The sequence below is a fragment of the Pseudomonas sp. ATCC PTA-122608 genome (assembly GCF_001952855.1).
Lineage (GTDB): Bacteria > Pseudomonadota > Gammaproteobacteria > Pseudomonadales > Pseudomonadaceae > Aquipseudomonas.
This window is the reverse complement of the sequence record NZ_LPNO01000005.1, coordinates 159,649-175,078: the sequence shown is the minus strand read 5'-3', so window position 1 is coordinate 175,078 and position 15,430 is coordinate 159,649. Positions and strand designations below refer to the sequence as shown.

General features: G+C 58.3%; 11 protein-coding genes and 2 pseudogenes. 2 read left to right on the top strand and 11 right to left on the bottom strand.

Annotation, left to right across the window (positions count from 1 at the left end):
- Both AU074_RS07145 and AU074_RS07140 read right to left on the bottom strand, forming a co-directional pair.
- A pseudogene (locus tag AU074_RS07145) lies at nucleotides 1–4,114 on the bottom strand (DUF6531 domain-containing protein); the annotation flags it as partial.
- Nucleotides 4,115–4,319: 205 nt separating this feature from the next.
- The gene (locus AU074_RS07140; protein WP_076014121.1) at nucleotides 4,320–5,192 is read right to left on the bottom strand and encodes a WYL domain-containing protein; all 873 of its coding nucleotides are present in this window, start codon (nucleotides 5,190–5,192) and stop codon (nucleotides 4,320–4,322) included.
- 122 nt (nucleotides 5,193–5,314) lie between these two features.
- On the opposite strand from AU074_RS07140, the gene AU074_RS07135 reads away from it, so the two are divergent.
- Nucleotides 5,315–5,548 (top strand): hypothetical protein, encoded by a 234-nt coding sequence (locus AU074_RS07135; protein ID WP_076014120.1) that lies wholly within the window; start codon nucleotides 5,315–5,317, stop codon nucleotides 5,546–5,548.
- Between the two features lie 52 nt (nucleotides 5,549–5,600).
- On the opposite strand, the gene AU074_RS07130 is transcribed toward AU074_RS07135, so the two are convergent.
- The 8 genes and pseudogenes from AU074_RS07130 to AU074_RS07095 form a co-directional block, all read right to left on the bottom strand.
- Nucleotides 5,601–6,497 carry a hypothetical protein gene (locus AU074_RS07130; RefSeq protein WP_076014119.1) on the bottom strand — a complete coding sequence of 299 codons (897 nt, stop codon included), beginning with the start codon at nucleotides 6,495–6,497 and terminating at the stop codon, nucleotides 5,601–5,603.
- On the bottom strand, nucleotides 6,497–7,237 hold the full coding sequence (locus AU074_RS07125; protein WP_076014118.1) for a DUF3944 domain-containing protein: 741 nt from the start codon (nucleotides 7,235–7,237) through the stop codon (nucleotides 6,497–6,499). The genes AU074_RS07130 and AU074_RS07125 overlap by 1 nt, the downstream gene beginning before the upstream one ends.
- A gap of 44 nt (nucleotides 7,238–7,281) precedes the next feature.
- On the bottom strand, nucleotides 7,282–7,926 hold the full coding sequence (locus AU074_RS07120; RefSeq protein WP_076014117.1) for an OmpA family protein: 645 nt from the start codon (nucleotides 7,924–7,926) through the stop codon (nucleotides 7,282–7,284).
- A gap of 364 nt (nucleotides 7,927–8,290) precedes the next feature.
- Nucleotides 8,291–8,383: pseudogene (locus AU074_RS34795) on the bottom strand (hypothetical protein); the annotation flags it as partial.
- Nucleotides 8,384–9,885: 1,502 nt separating this feature from the next.
- Nucleotides 9,886–11,136 carry a hypothetical protein gene (locus AU074_RS07110; protein ID WP_143503547.1) on the bottom strand — a complete coding sequence of 417 codons (1,251 nt, stop codon included), beginning with the start codon at nucleotides 11,134–11,136 and terminating at the stop codon, nucleotides 9,886–9,888.
- A 19-nt stretch (nucleotides 11,137–11,155) separates the two neighbouring features.
- Nucleotides 11,156–12,100: an ATP-binding protein gene (locus AU074_RS07105; RefSeq protein ID WP_076014114.1), complete on the bottom strand. Its 945-nt coding sequence runs from the start codon at nucleotides 12,098–12,100 to the stop codon at nucleotides 11,156–11,158.
- A gap of 200 nt (nucleotides 12,101–12,300) precedes the next feature.
- Nucleotides 12,301–12,657, bottom strand: a complete 357-nt coding sequence (locus AU074_RS07100; protein ID WP_076014113.1) for a MerR family transcriptional regulator — start codon at nucleotides 12,655–12,657, stop codon at nucleotides 12,301–12,303.
- Nucleotides 12,596–13,240, bottom strand: coding sequence for an NAD(P)H-dependent oxidoreductase (locus AU074_RS07095; RefSeq protein WP_076014112.1), 645 nt, complete (start codon nucleotides 13,238–13,240; stop codon nucleotides 12,596–12,598). The genes AU074_RS07100 and AU074_RS07095 overlap by 62 nt, the downstream gene beginning before the upstream one ends.
- A gap of 401 nt (nucleotides 13,241–13,641) precedes the next feature.
- Between AU074_RS07095 and AU074_RS07090 the strand changes: the two genes are divergently transcribed.
- On the top strand, nucleotides 13,642–13,953 hold the full coding sequence (locus AU074_RS07090) for a DUF6124 family protein (RefSeq protein WP_076014111.1): 312 nt from the start codon (nucleotides 13,642–13,644) through the stop codon (nucleotides 13,951–13,953).
- 123 nt (nucleotides 13,954–14,076) lie between these two features.
- Here the strand turns inward: AU074_RS07090 and fic are convergent, their stop codons facing one another.
- Nucleotides 14,077–15,198, bottom strand: a complete 1,122-nt coding sequence (fic, locus tag AU074_RS07085) for a protein adenylyltransferase Fic (protein WP_076014110.1) — start codon at nucleotides 15,196–15,198, stop codon at nucleotides 14,077–14,079.
- Between the last annotated feature and the right edge of the window lie 232 nt (nucleotides 15,199–15,430).

Genomic DNA, 15,430 nt, shown 5'->3' with positions numbered 1-15,430 from the left:
TCGGGCGTCAGATAGCGGCCAATGTCCGGATTGTAGTAGCGATGGCGGTTGTAGTGCAGCCCGCTTTCCGGGTCGAAGTATTGGCCCTGGAAGCGCAGTGGGTTGGTAACGGTGTTGACGTCCAGCTTTGCGATTTGGCCGTAGGCGCGGTAGTGGGCGGACCAGACGATTTCGCCGTCGGGCGCGGTGAGTTCCTGCGGGGTACCGAGGTGGTCGAGTTGGTAGTGGAAGGGTTTTACGTCTTCCGGGCCGTAGCCTTTGAGCAGCGCTAGCGGATGGAAGCTATTGGGTTCGTAGAGGTAACTCTGATGGTGATCGGCGCTGTGCTCGGCGATCAGCTTGTCGCCTTGCCAGAAGAACTCGGTGGTCTGGCCGTTGAGGGTTTTGGCGATCCGCCGTCCAAACGAGTCGTAGCGATATGCGGCCTCGATACCGTCCGGCTGGGTGACGCTGATCAGTCGGTGCTGGCAGTCGTAGCGGTATTCGGTAACCAACTGCTGCGCCCGGCCTCGACGTTCGCGCAGGAGATTGCCGAAGGCGTCGTAGTCGTAATGACGGTCGCCCTGCATCAAGAGGCGGTTGCCTTTGACGACGTTCGAGCCGACGCGGTCTTGCATCAGCAGGTTGCCGGCGGGGTCGTGGACGAAGCGTTCCTGCAGGTCTTGCTCGTGGTTGGCGCGGGTCAGGCGGTCGAGTGGGTCGTAGTGGTAGTCGTGCTGACCTTTACGGGTGTCGAGGATGCGGGTCAGGTTGCCGCGTTTGTCGTAGTCGTATTGGCGGCGCTGGTGGCGTTGTTCCTGTTGGTTGATGGCGTGGGCGTGCAGGCGGCCCTGGACGTCGTAGTGGTAGTGGCTGAGGAGTTGGCCTTGCTGGCGCTGATGTTCACGGCCGGATTTGAACAGGTGCGAGGTGAGCGGTTTGCCATTCAGTTCGACGGTGGCGAGGTCGCCGCCTTTTTCGTGGTGGAAAGCGAGGCGGTTGTTGTCGGGCAGTCGCAGGTAGTTGAGTTGGCCGCATTCGTCGTAGCGGTAGCGCAGCGTCCCCCAGCCCTGGTGCTCGGCAGTGAGGCGGTTTTGCAGGTCGTATTCGTAGTGCAGCGGCCAGTGGCCGTCGTCGACGCTGAGGAGATTGCCGAGGCGGTCGTAGGTGTAATCAACCGTGCTGCGGTCGGGCAGGGTTTTTCTTACGAGGCGACCGGCCGCATCGCGCGCATAACCGGTAACCAACTGACTGCCGTCATCGCCGTATTCGGTCTTTTCCAGCAGATGCCCGGCGAGGTCGTAGACATAGGCGGTGCGGCGGCCATCAAACCCGGTTTCCTGCTGGATCAGGCCATTGGCGTGATAGTCGAGCCGATAGGTTTCCCCAGCCTCGTTTTCGATCTCGGTGAGTAACAGCCGGACATTGTCATAACGGTATTTGAGCTGCGTGCCGTCCGGATTAATCCGACGGCTGATCAGGTGCAGACCGTCGGCATACTCATAGCGAGTAACCCGACCCAGCTCGTCGCGCTCTGCAGTGATTTTTCCGTACGGGTTGTAGCTGAATTCGCGAGTGGCGCCGCCCGGCTGAATTACCTTCAGCAAACGACCTACGGCGTCCCACTGGTATTGGGTCAGCGCGCCATGCTCATCCTCGCAAGCAACCTGCCGCCCCAGGTCGTCGTAGCGATAACGCCGCACTCCGCCATTCGCCAGCTTCTCTTCGGTGAGCTGGCCACGCTCGTCCCAGATCAGCCGCTGGCTGCTGTTATCCGGATACCAGACGCCGGTGAGCTTTCCATGTTTGGTGTAGGTGTATTCGGTGTAGTTACCATCCGGATCGGTCTTGCGGGTGATATCGCCTTGATCGTTACGCTGGTATTTCCACACCGCGTCACCACGGCGTACAACCCGTACGAACCCGTTGTCATGCTCGTAGGACGTCGGCGCATCGTCACCGGGAAACAGCGCAATCAACCGACCGGCTTCGTCGTACTGATACGCCGTGACCGCTCCCAGCGGGTCCTGCTCGACCGTCAGCCGGCCTTTTTCATCGTAGGATTTGAAGTGCTGCGCGCCGTCCGGATCGATCCGCTGCACCAGCCGAGCGCGCTGGTCGTGGACGTAGACTTCCTGGCTGCCATCGGCGTTGTGCACGGTGACAGTGCCGTTGTCGTCCCACACATACCGCGTGTCCATCTGGGAAAAGCTGGCCCAGTGCCGGACACACCTTGCAGCCTTGCCAGACCTTTCCCACTCCCAGAAGAAACTCGCCCCACCGGCTAGCTCCCGCTCCAGGATCACCTGCTGATCGTCGTATCGATAACGTTCGCTTTCGCCTACCGCGTTGGTCGCCTCAACCAACCGCCACGCATCGTCGTACGTGTAGGAAACAACGTTCTGTTCGGTAACCCAGCCGAGTTCCCGCTGCACCTGATAGTCGACCGCGACGATATGCCCGCGGTCATACCGCAGCAGCAATCCCTGGCCAACGTGGTTATCGATCCGCTGAATCCGCCCGGAATAGTCGCGGGAAATGCGCAGCCGGTTGTCGTACGCATCGCTGATCGATGTCAGCATACCGTTGCGGAAATGGTAGAAAAGCGACGCCTGAGCCAGTACTAATTCATCAGGCAAACCACCCAGATAAATCGCCGCTTCCGCCAGGCTATTGGTGATGGCCGGCCGCGCAGCAGAGGGCAGGGGAAACGTGGTGCTGCGTTCTCGTGATCGATCCACACCACCGATTCACCGCTCACCACCAACCGCTGCGCCAGCGAATGACTCCAGCCAAACCCCAACCCGCAATCCACTTCCACCGCACTGCTGCGATACAACCGCGTCCAGGCAAACGGCAGCACACCCTCCAACGAGCCGTCAGTGAGGGTCAGCAGCTCTTCACCGGTAACCATCGACACCGGGCAGCCGTCTTTACAGGTATCCACCGCGCAGACCGACGCATCCCCATTGGGGTTTTTCGCCGAAGCCGGTGCATCATCCACATGCGCTCCCTGTCGAACCGCCGTGTTCTGACGCGGCCCCCAGCGCATCTGCACGCCACCCTTTTTCAAACCCTCAACAGCGCCCCGAACCGCCACGGCCTTATAGCGATTCGCTGCCCCAATAAAGCTCTGAAGAACTCCGAAAATACCCTTCACAAACTCAATGGCTGCCTCAACAATCCGAGCGCCATACCTGAGCGCACGTGAACTCAGATAAGCGATGCCCGCCGCCGGCAAAACAACCGTCAGCAACGCAGCCACCAACAAGTCGATCAGCAGCGACACCACAAACCCGGCCACCGCCTCGGCGGTACTCCCGGCAACCTCACTCGGCGGCAGCGCAGACAGCCAAATCATCGCCGTGCGCAACATCAGGTACAGCGCCGCTTCATCACTGGCCAACAACATGGCCTGTTCCATCACCTTTGGCGCAGTGCGAGCCATCTCCATCAATTCGCTGGCTTTCGCCCCCAGGCTTTCAAACAGCTGGCCGGGATCCTTGAAGATCTCCTGCACCTGCTTGATGGCGTCCCACACCCCGGTGATCGCCGCCCAACTTCCCGCCAGCACGCCACTGCCAATCGCACTCGAAGTGGACCTTTCCCAATGCGGCCGGAAACCACTCCATTGCTTGCGCAGCCAACTTTCCAGGTCAGCAGTCAAACCGTCGTAAGACGAAAACAGCGCCTCGACCTGCTCCTGCGAAACCCCACCCTGCACCCGCACCCGGTAACGCTTGCCAGCCACGCAGTGGTGAAAACCTTTCCCCTGTTCATCGAGCATGACCACGGTTGAACTGCCGTCATCCAGCCCAATCACCTCAATCGGAATACCTCCCAGCGGCACGTCATACACCGACTCGAACTTGCTCTCGATCTCCAGTACGCCACCCACCTCACAGCGCACCACCGTCGAGAAGTTGTCATCGGTCATGCTCACCGACTTGCTCGAATCCCCCACCCGAATGATCCGGTCCATTCCCAGCAGCGACGGCAAATCTGTCGCATGGCTGACCTTGTCCAACGCCTGCGAATACCAGGCGCTCATCTGCTGGCGATACACCGCCAGGCTCCGATGAAAGCCATCCAGTTCGTGTTCGATATGGGCAATGTGGGACGAAGAAGCAGTCATCCATGACGTCTCTGCAAAGAGGAGGCGTCGGAGTCTGCAACAGCAAACTAGGGCCTGGACGAGTGGTCCGGAAAATCAGATTGGGCTTACGGGGAGGGAGATTTTTTCCGTGTCGAGCCGCTGCCCGGCACTACGTAAAACAGCGATTCAGCTTATTGATTACCGCGTTCTCCCCAGCATTGCGCCGGGGAGGAGCCGGTGTCGATCAATCGTACAGCCACGGCTTCAGCTCTTGCAGGTTCTTCACCACGATCTGCTGGGCTTCGGGTTTAGGGTCCAGGTTCTTCGGATCGATCTGATAACGCTGCAGGACATATTTCACCAGCGCCTGGCGACTAGGGATTACCAACTGCCCGTCGACCATGCCGAAGTCCGTCTCGATGATCGCCCGCTGGGTCGGCGACAATCGCTGGTCGGGTGCTATCACCAGGTCCACTGCGGTCTCCCAGACCGTGTCCTCGTCGATCAGGTTTTCCGACTTGTCCAGCAACTCCGGCTCGCCCCTCAGGCGGCTGAGCACAAAGTCACGGTACTTACGGTTCTTCTCGCAGTAAGCCCGCACATGCCAGCGCATACCCGTGTACACCAGGGTATGAGGCGCAATCAGGCGAATCTCCGGCTCCGGGTTGGCCAGGGAAACGTACTCGGTTTCCAGGCGCAGCCCCTCGCGGCAGGCCTTGAGCAGTGGGCGCAAAATCTGTGGCCGAATGCTGCGGTCAGGCACTTCCAACACCTTGGTATGGGCATAAGCCAACGCCAGCCCTTCAATGTGCGGCGCTCGTTCATTGTTCTGGTACAGCAGGTGCAAATAGGCGCTGGCGCTGTCGTCGATGAACCTTGGCTTGAACAGTTTGCTCGGGACATAGCCCTTGAGCTGCTTGTCATATGTCAAGTTTCGGGGCGCATGCTCGTTGATGTACGTGTTGATGTCCTTCGACGCCTGCTGCCGGCTGATGCCGAAGCTTTGGATCAAGTGCCCCGTGGTCAGGCGCCCTTCCCACCAGGCGACTGTCTCGATCAAGCGATAGCGAAGTGCCAGGTCCCAACGTACTTGCTCAATGGATTGCTTGCGTTTCATGACCCCTCCCATGTGTGCCATTACTTTACCTGTATCTGTCCACAGTATGGACCTGTAATCAAAGGCTACATATCGTGTGGCTGTCTTCGGGATTGCCCGAAGCTAAAAAAAGGAAAAAGGACATGGGTATGTCGGAGTTGATTTCGACAGGTGCGTTGTTGTTGATCGGTGTGATTCTGCTGGTGTTGTTGATGCAGTACCTGCGGCTTCGGGAGATCTGGAAGTTTGTGATGGGCTGTCGCACCGCGACACGCTGGGCGAAGATCCGGGAGATGGAGAATCGTGAGTTAAAGCGGGCGTTGCGGGCGGAAAGGGCGCGGGTGGCCGAGCTGCGAGGAAGGCTTGAGGTCACGTGAGGCTATGTATATCCCAATCGCTTGCGGGCAAGCGATTGGGGTTGGAGCCACATTAAGCAGCCTGGAGCACCGCCATGCGACCGTTGGGCAGCGACAGTAACAACCGGTTTTCTTCCGAGTCGATCAGCTGTTTGGCTCGGTGTTCGATGCGGTGGAAGGTTTCAGCTTTATCGCCGATGCTGCCGCGGACCAGTTGGCGATGTTGGTCATTGAGGAAGCCTTTATAGAGCCCAATAGCGCCTTGATAGCGCTCGGAACCATCCTCCAGAATTTGTTGTGCCAACTGCGGTTTACCGACGCGAGCGGCCAGCAGGTACTCGGTGTGCATGCCCAGCGGCATGATTTCCAGCATCATGTGAGCGAAGTTAACCACCAGCTCATAGTGCTTGTTGGTCAGCTCGTTGCTGTTGTGCGCAAGGTTCAGAATGTTATCGATGAACGACAATGCGTGGTTGCGCTTGGCGGCTGCCGTGGCCAGAAGCGGGTAGGCCACTTCCTTGATTTCATGGGCCAGGCTGCGGTCTTTCAGCAGCGTACGGGCGACCTCTATGGCGCCGATGTAGTCGGTGACCTTGTCCATGTAGTAGATGATGTTTTGCGAGTGCAGGTCTTTGGATATTTCGTCGACAGTGCTCTGGATCTTATCGAGCTTGGCGGCCAGGTATTTGGTCTGGATGATCAGGGCGCCGAGGATCACGCACGTCGAGGCAGCCGCAGCCAGGACCGTGGTCATTTGTGCGGCTTTGATCGCCTCTTCAGCAGACTTGATCAGCGTCTCCTTGAACGGCAAGTGCTGGATGATGCCGGTCTCGCCGCTGCCTGCTTTCCAGTAGGCCACGCCGTCATGGATGACGGCTTTGCCCTGTGCCAGCGCATCCAGCAGTTTTTTGGAGAAGGCGGACTCATCGAGCACCCAGATTTTTTGCAGCAGGTCGGCGGCAGCTTGCATTAGAAACGGTCCTCTTTTTCGTATTTTCGGCGCATGTAGGCGATCTGGATAACCGCCGGAATCGTGACTCGGTAGGCGGCGCCGCTGAACATCGGAATGGTAATGGCCAACGCCGCTACCGGCCCTGCGAAAGCGGCCACGGCGCGCCCGCCTATCAACGCAGCGGCGCCGCCTGCGCCCATGGCGGCAGCGCTACCGAAGAACTGGCGCGCGGAGGTCGCGAGCCACGCCGACCACTCGAACGAGCCTTTACCGCCTGAGCTGATCGCCTTGATGATGGCCACTATCGGCATCGAATCAATGGCGTCTGGCAGGTTCATCGATTCCATGGCCTTGTGTTTTTCAGCATCGGACATGCTGTCCCAGGACTGTGCGACCAGCCGTTCGATCAGCGTGTTTTCGATGTCATAGGCCGACGCTTTACTGTCGTATTTGGCTTTTGCCTTGTCGCAGACGTCGCTGAGCATTTCCCGGTACAAAACACCCTGGCGGCGGAACAGGTTGACGATGGAGTCACCGGCAAAATGCTGCAGCTCACCGGCGACCAACTTCCAGCATTGGCGCCATTGGTTCGGCTGTCCCTCAAGCTGTTTGAATTGCGGGTCGTCGGCAATCTCGCTGGCCACGCGTTTTTCGCCGTCGTCATCGAACATCAGGTACTTGGCCAGTTGGCGGATGTCGTCCTCTGTGCAGTACTGGAGAAACGCCAGGTCATCATCCGGTCGGTAGGTGATACCCATTGCTGTAATCCTTTGTCTGTAGTGAAAAGTGGGGTGAAGCCTGCCTAGCGATCTTCCTGAATCACCCAGCGCACTTCGATACGCCGTTGTTGTGCGTCCTCGGGGGCGATGCCGGGAATGGGCTGGGAGTCGCCGTAGCCGGCCACCACCACGCGTTTTGCGCTGGCCGTGTCGAGGTCGCCGATGATCAACTTGCGGGCCTCTCGGGCGCGTGCGGCGGACAGAGTGAAGTTGTCGTCGTATACCGTGCAAAACGCCTCGAAGTTGGTCACTGGGCGTGATACGGGCAAGTTGTCGGTATGGCCTTCGATATACACTTTTCCGCTGCTGAAGGTGGCCAGGAAGTCAGCGATACGCGCCTCGATACTGGCGAACGCCAGTTTGGCCTGATCAGTGACACAGGCGCTGCCGCGGCCGAAAATACCGTCCCGCAAGGTCATCTTCTGCGTGTTGATGTCCAGCACAACCAACCCGTCGTTATCACTGGTTTCCAGCGAGGCCTTGAGTTGGCTGAGAATCGCGCCAACCTTTTCGCGTTGTGAGGTGCTGCTTTTTTCCATCTCCTGCTTGTGCTTGAGGTCGGAGTAGGTCTTTTGCAGCACCGACATCACCAGTAGCAACATGACCACGGCCATGACTCCGGCCATCAGGTCAGCGATGGACACCCATTCATTTGGTTTGTCTTTCATGGGGAAACCTTCACGCCTCTACGGCACTGAGACTCAAGGGCTTGAGGCGCGGGGCGGGGTTTTCAAGCCGCTCTACAATCCGTTGCAGCGGGGCCTGCAGTTGGCCAATCGCGTGTAACTGTCGCTCGTCGTCGGCAGCCGACTTGAGTGCGAGCAGGTGCTCGTCCAGGCGCTGCAGGCTATGCCCGATCATCTCGACCCGGCCTGCGACGGTATCCATTACCGGTTGCAAGGGGCTGGCGTGTTGGAGCTTTTGCAGTTCAGCGACGAGTTCCTCGATTGCGACGGCGCTACGGGCGGCTTTTTCAGTGACGTCCTGGAATTTAGAGTTGACGGCGATCATGCCCCGACTGCTTTCCGACACGGCCTTGAGCCCAGAGACAATGCGTTCACGCAGGTCCCCGACCAGGTCGGTCATGCTCCCAATATTTATGTTCAGGTTTTCGCTGGTCCCCAGGAATTCGATTTGGGCATTCTTCTGGATTGCCATCGAGTCTTCGTTTGACTTCTGTATCTTGTCCATCGTCTGGCCGACGCTACTGGACAGGTTGGTGACGGCTGTTGAAATACCGCCGGTGGCGTTGGCCATGGTCGCGGACATAGTGGCCATATTGTCTGTGAAGCTGTCTCCCATCTGGCCGATGGTACTGCCCAAGTCTTGCTTGATACTGCCCAGTACATCGGCAACACCATCCTTGAAACCACCGATAGCCGACTGCAGTTCCTTGGCTGACAGGCCCACATCGCTGGCAGCACCGGCCATCTGCGTGGCCGCCTCGGAAATCGCTGCCAGGTTGCTGATATTGGCCTCCATATGCTCCAGGCTTTTTTGCGCGGCATGGGCGGCCTTGAGCTGTTGTTTCTGCCCTTCGTTGTTCTGTTGCTGAGTGCTGGCGGTGTCGCGCAAAGCCTCCAGCGCTTGCTCGGCGTGGGTGTTGAGGTTCTGAACTTCGGGCAGCAGGGCTTGCTGCAGATCCTGAACTGCGGAGTGGGTCGCGCTCGCCGTGATGCCGTGTTGCTGCAGATGCGTGACGGTTTCCAGCAGGGCATCGCGTGCCTGGTTATTGCTGGTGTTAAGCGTCTGCACCTCGGGCAACAGGGCTTGTTGCAGGTCCTGGATGGCCGAGTGGGTCGCACCCAGCGTGACGCCGTGTTGATGCAGGTGAGTCAGCGTCTCTTGCAGCGCATCACGAGCTTGAGCGTTGCTGGCGTTGAGGGCCTGCATCTCGGGCACCAGGGCCTGCTGCAATGTCTGGACAGCCTTGTGAGTGGCAACCTGGATGGCGCCAGAATGCTTGTTCAGTGTGCATTGGGTTTCAAGCAACGCGTGATTTGCTTGCCCTTGGCTGACCAGTGTCTGGTCAATCCTGCCCAAGGCCTCGATCAGTGCATATTGGGTTTGCTGGCGTTCCTGCTGTTGTGCCAGGCGGCTGAAGTCGAACGCGGCTTTCATCTTGCCGACACACCAACGCAGGCGTCGCTCCTCGTAGCCATTGCGGGCCGACCACGCCTTGAGCAGCAGGAAAGCCATGATGCCCCAGGTGGATGTTTTGAACTTGGTGCCCAAGCCTTCCATCATGCCCATCAGGTTGGCCATGGCATTGTCCATGCCGCCCCCTGCATTGGCTTCGAGCAGGATGGTCGAGGCCTTGTTCAGGGCGATACCCAAGCCGAGGAACGTACCGAGCAGCCCCAGGATCAGCAGGATGCCGGGCATGATGTCCGCGAGCTTTTCGCCGGGGCTGGCCACGGCAGCACTGATCTCATTGACCGAGCCGTGTTCCACGTCCAAGTCATCGACTTGACCGTTGCCGTTCCATCGCTTTTCCCAGGACTCTGAGGTAGCGCCACGCCATACGCCGATCAGCGTCGCGGCGATCAGGATCAGAAACAGGCCGCCAAAAAACAGCTGTATGGGGTCGTTTCCCGGGATCAGGAACGCGATGATTTCGTCGAACTTCACGCCACCACCTCGACCAGCCTGGCCGCTCGGGCGCGACTGGCTTCCTCAAAGATATTGGCGAAATCGATGATCAGGAACTGCTCGGACTCGCTGAGCTCCTCCCATTGCTTACCGTGCTGGGCACACTCGATGATGATCATCCCGGCTGCGCTGCTGTCTTCGAGCAGGTATTCCTTGTCGGCGAAATCCTCGGGATTTTTTTCCAGCATCTGCAGGAAACCTTCGGCGGCAAACACGTAGCTGCGCATTTCATTGGCGCGTTTGCGCTTGCTGTCCATCTGGGCTTTGAGGGCCGGCACCTTGGCCTGCAGGTCGGCCAGTATCGCGGCCTCTTCAGCATCCAGTTCAGACAGACGCTGGCCGATTTCCAGACGGCGCAGCAGCACCTGATCCTTGGCGATGGCTTGGCTCTGGGCTTTCCATTCCTGCTCCATGGTGTCCAGGTTGCAGCCCCAGGCCATGATCATTTCTTCGAACACGAACGGGATCAACTTCTGCTGGAAGCGCGCGTAGATGACTTCGTCCAGACGTTGGGTGTCGGCGTCGCTGATGCTCGGAGTTTTCTTCAGCAGCTCGGCGCCGATCTCCATAAGGAACAGGTCGTCGGCATTGATAACGTGGATGTCTTGCGCCAGCATCAGGCGTTTTTCGGTGTCCTTGAGCAATTTTTGCGCGGCACGCAAGCGCAGGTAGTGCTCAAAGTCCTCAATGTTGTTGTTTTCCATGACGTGAGTGATGCGCGTATTGAGCTGTGCATAGCTGGTAATCAGGCTGGCCAGGTCGATGGCCTTGGCGGCATCACCGCGCACCTCGCTGCGGGCCTCGCGGAAGGTTGCTTCGTGTTCTGCCGCGGTGGCCATTTCCTCTTTACTGAGGTTTATGTCGTGCAGGTCCTTGGCTCTCTGAATGACCCAGTGAATGGCGGCATCGAGTTTTTTCGCCATGACGGTCTTGTCCCAGGCCACCAAGGCATCCAGCGCTTTGTCGAAGGCTGCGATGGCTCCGGCGACCCAAGGAAAGGCGGGCAACGCGGCCGAAGTCCATTGCACGGCGAGCTTCAGAGCCGGCTGTACGACCTTTTCAATAAAGGGCTTCACCTTCTGCCAGACGCTTTTGACTGTGCCGACAAACGTCTCAGCCTTTTCTGCCATCAAGCCGATAGCTTCTCTGGCTACTTCCTTAGTCTTTTCCCAGGCCGACGAGGCAGCTTTTTTGATGCCGCCCCACATTTTTGAAAGAATTCCCATGACGTTGCTCATTATTAAGTTATTGAAGGCCTAGCAGGCTTTTGGCACGAGCCACGTCCTGCTCGCTGTGTATTCGGGTGGGAGGCGGTGTTGCTACCTGGAGGTGACTGGCCAGGACTTCATCGATAGCCGCGTGCAAGTGCTCGGCGTGCAGGCACGGGGGCCCGCCGTTTTTCTCGGCGGCAAGAAACGACTTGGGCAGTGCCAGGCGCATGCACGTGCGGATTTCTCGGCCAGATAGCCCGTCGGAACGCAGGCTGGCACTGTCGATCAACGCTCCGCGCGGCCCGGCCAGCGGAATCTGCGGCACCAGGAAACGCTCCCAAAGCTGTTGCCGGGCGCCCAGGTCGGGCAAACAGAATTCGACGTGGTAACCGATCCTGCTGCGAAAGGCCTCGTCATAATTCTTGGCAAAATTGGTGGCAAACACCACGATGCCCTCGAAACGCTCCAGCTCGATCAGCAAGGTCGAGCGCATGGCATTGACCTCGTTGTCCACGCCCTGGGTGACGGACGACAAGCGCTTGCCGAGCAACGTGTCGGCTTCATCGAAGAACAGCAGCGCCCCGGTTTGCCGGGCCTGTTCGAAGGTCGCCTGAATGTTCTTGGCCGTATCGCCCATGAACTTGCTTTCCAACTCGGCGATACCCAGTGCCATGAACGGCAGCCCAAGCTGACCGGCGAGGGCCTCTGCACATAAGGTCTTGCCGGTGCCGGGCGGGCCATAGAAGTTCAAGATGGCGGTCATGCCCATCGGGTCTACGGCAGCAAAGCCCCAGTCCTGGTAAATTTTCGTATGAAAGCGCAGGCGCGCCAGGCACTCGTCCAACTGCAGCCGGGTGCGTGCAGGCAGCACCACATCCCGCGAAAGGTTGAAACGCGCTTCGCGCAGAGGTGTTTGCAGCGCAGGGGGCGTCGCCTCCGATAAACGCCGGTGGGCGATCGAAGGGGGAAGATCAGTCATGTGAGAGCCTGGAGTGAGCGGGGGCCGTTAGGCAGGTAAAGCAGAGCCTTGGGCCAACAGAGCGGATCCTTCGCTGTGACATGGTAACTGCCTTGTACTGCCGGGCCTGGGAGGTGTTGTCAATTGGTTAGGAGCCTACTACAGGGGGTGGCTAGTTGCTACTACGCTTTAGGCGAAGGTCATTCACTGGCAACCGGACATTACTCAGGCTGACAGTGACCGGTCCAGTTCGCTTCAAACTTGACCAGGTCCGTATACACCCGTTGGAGAGCTTCAATCTGATGGGACAGTTGCTGTTTTTTGTCTGCAATCGCTTTATTTGCCTTATGCCAAGGCAGCTCATCGCCCTGCGCGTTATGCAGAATGCCCTGCAGTTCCTTGAGCTTGAAGCCCAGCTGCTGGGCGCACTTGATAAACATCAGGAGCTCGACGCTTTGTGCTGAATAGATCCGATAGCGGCCCTCCCGCTGCGGCGGCGGCAACAGGCCGATTGCCTCATAGTGACGAATCGCCTTGATCGTGGTGCCCGACAACTGAGCAGCTTTGCCGATGTACATGAAAAGTCCTTTTCCCTAAGAGAGTACTGGCCTGTTGTAGCCATCGGTCCCGTTGCTGTGGCGTGGAGCCGAGTACCGGTCCGAACAACAGCGTCTTGATCGGCTGGATGCCACAAAACTCCAGCGTCGTCTTGCGCATCTGGTGCAGCGCGGGCATGCGGTAGAACCACCTGTAATACCACGGCGGCGTGTCCAGGGTCACCAGCAAATGCGCGGTTCGGCCCTTCAGGAGTTTGTCGGGGAAGGCGTTGCCTTTGCGGTATTTGAAGGCGAAACCGGACAGGAAAATTCGGTCGATAAACCCCTTCATCAACGCCGGGATGCCACCCCACCAGATGGGAAAAACAAACGTCAGGTGATTGGCCCACAGGATGTCGGATTGGGCGCCGAGCAGGTCGGGTTCCAAGGGTTGGATCAGGCTGTAGCCATTGTGGAGGATCGGGTCGAAAGCCAGGTCGCCCAGGCGCAGGACGCGCACTTCGTGGCCGGCTGTTTTGGCGCTGGTGATGTAGGTGTCGGTGAGGGCGGAGCAGAAGCTGGTGCTGGAAGGGTGGCCGAGGATGACCAGGATGCGTTGGCTCATGGCGGTGGAGTCCTGAAAATTGGGGGTTCAGGGTGAGGTGTGACCTTAGGGGGAGAGTCAAGAAGTGGCGTGATTGGGAATGGCCAGGAAGACTCATCCCTTTCATTTGCAGGACGTTTCCTAGAGAATTCCAAGCGCTTGCGCCAGCAAAATCCCGCGACTAGTCTGCGTTCCGTCACCGCATATTCGGTGATCGGGTTTAGTCGCCCGGATAACGCTAGGCGTACAGCGCCATCTCAAAGCCAGGTATTTATCGCCTGCACTTTATGGTGGCTGTGCGCAGGGCACCTTCGGGTGCGCCGGTGCCTAGCGGCCGGTCGACTAACCTGCGTACAGCTGCCACCTTCTGATCGTTTAGTCGCGAGAGGTTAGTGGTTCAACTCACTGCTAGGAGTTCTACCATGGTCAAAGTTACCCCCGATCCACCCGCATTCCATAAAGCCTTACTCCGCGACACTGATGCCTCACGCCGAGTGATTGATCGCTACCTCAAAGCGCCGGACGCGCAGCCTTCACCCACCCCGTTTACCGTTGATGACGAACTGAGTTTCGAAGATGCGCTGGCCCATGCTGCCGAGTTGCTGCATTGCGCCGTGGCGACCGCCCAGGCGTCGACCGAGCCGCTGAATGGTTCGCAGCGGGCGGTGATGCATTTGGTGGAAATGTCGAAGGTGGTGGTGGATCGAGCGCTGGATTGTTTGCAGCCGAGGTGAGGATCCTAAGCCGACACTGAGGTAACGATGCATTTGGTCAGCAACCTACTGACCAAATGCTGATCATCACGGCTCAGGGGCGCAGATCCCGGCAGACGATTGTCATCGAGTAAGGCTGTCCCCTCAGGCGTATGGCTTGAAGTCGTTGTAGTCGCGAGTGAGTAACTGCATCAGCTTGGGATGGATGAAGAGCTTTTCCTTGCCAACCTGAACCTCTTGCAGAACGCCGATGGCGACTAGCTCTTTGAGGTAACGGGAGGCTGCTTGACGCTGGGCAATCTGTTTGTCGACGACGTTGCTGATGCGGCAATAGGGCTGTTCGAAAATAACGTCCACCAGTTCGCGGGAATAGGTTTTCGGCAACTGCTCGCGAACGAACTGTGTGGTGTGTTCGGACAGGCTGCGGATGGCGGCAATTTTGGCACATGTCCAGCGTGCGGTTTCTTCTACTGCGCTAAGCATGTACAGCAACCAGGGTTCCCAGGCTTGTTCACGAGTGACATCAAGCAACAGGCGGTAGTAATCGGCTCGATGGGCAATGATGTAACGGCTAAGGTAGAGAATCGGTAGATTCAGCAGGCCTTCCTGGATCAGGTACAGGGTGTTGAGCACTCGCCCGGTACGGCCATTGCCGTCGGTGAATGGGTGAATGGCTTCGAATTGATAGTGACTAACCGCCATACGTACCAATGGATCCAGGTCGGTCTCGTTGTGCAGGAAGCGCTCCCAGTTGGCGAGCATGTCACGTAAGCGATCTTCGCCTTCCGGTGGGGTATAGATGATCTCGCCGGTTCGGTCGTTGGCTAGCTGGACTCCTGGCACCCGGCGTATATCCATGTTCACGCCTTTAAGCGTGCGGCAGATTTCGACTGCAGTACCGGTGGAGAGTGGGCGTTCGGCCAACGATTGATAACCCTTCTGCAGGGCTCTGCGGTAGCGCAGTGCTTCCTTGGTCGCTGGGTCGGCATGGCTATCTCCATTCTGAGCGTGCTGAAAGAGCAGGTCCGTGGTGGTGACGATACTTTCGATCTCCGAGCTATCCTTGGCCTCCAGCAATGGAATGGTGTTGATCAGCATTGTCTGGTTAGGGATCAGCTCAGCCGCTTGCTTCAATTCGGCCAGGGCTGTGCGGGCCTCAATGCAGCGTTTGAGCACTGCATGGGTTTCCAGAACAGTTGCCGGTGGCAAAGTGGGAAGCTGGTTGTAGGGCTTGTCAGCCTGCCAGGGAAGGTGGGATGCGGTCATGGATGGGGCTCGGTCTTTGACTTATCCGTCTAAAGGTAAGAGGGGCTCATCAGGGCGCCCTTTCGTGGCGTCAGTGTAAACATGTGTGCACTACGTGTCGCTATATTTTGATTTCTGCGACACGTCTTGACGTCATGTCGTTGGTAACGACAGGTATGCGAAACGTGTTCTTGGAGCGGGCTTTTAGCGACGTATCAGGCGAATGTCCTGAGGATGGAAAAGACGGCTTGCG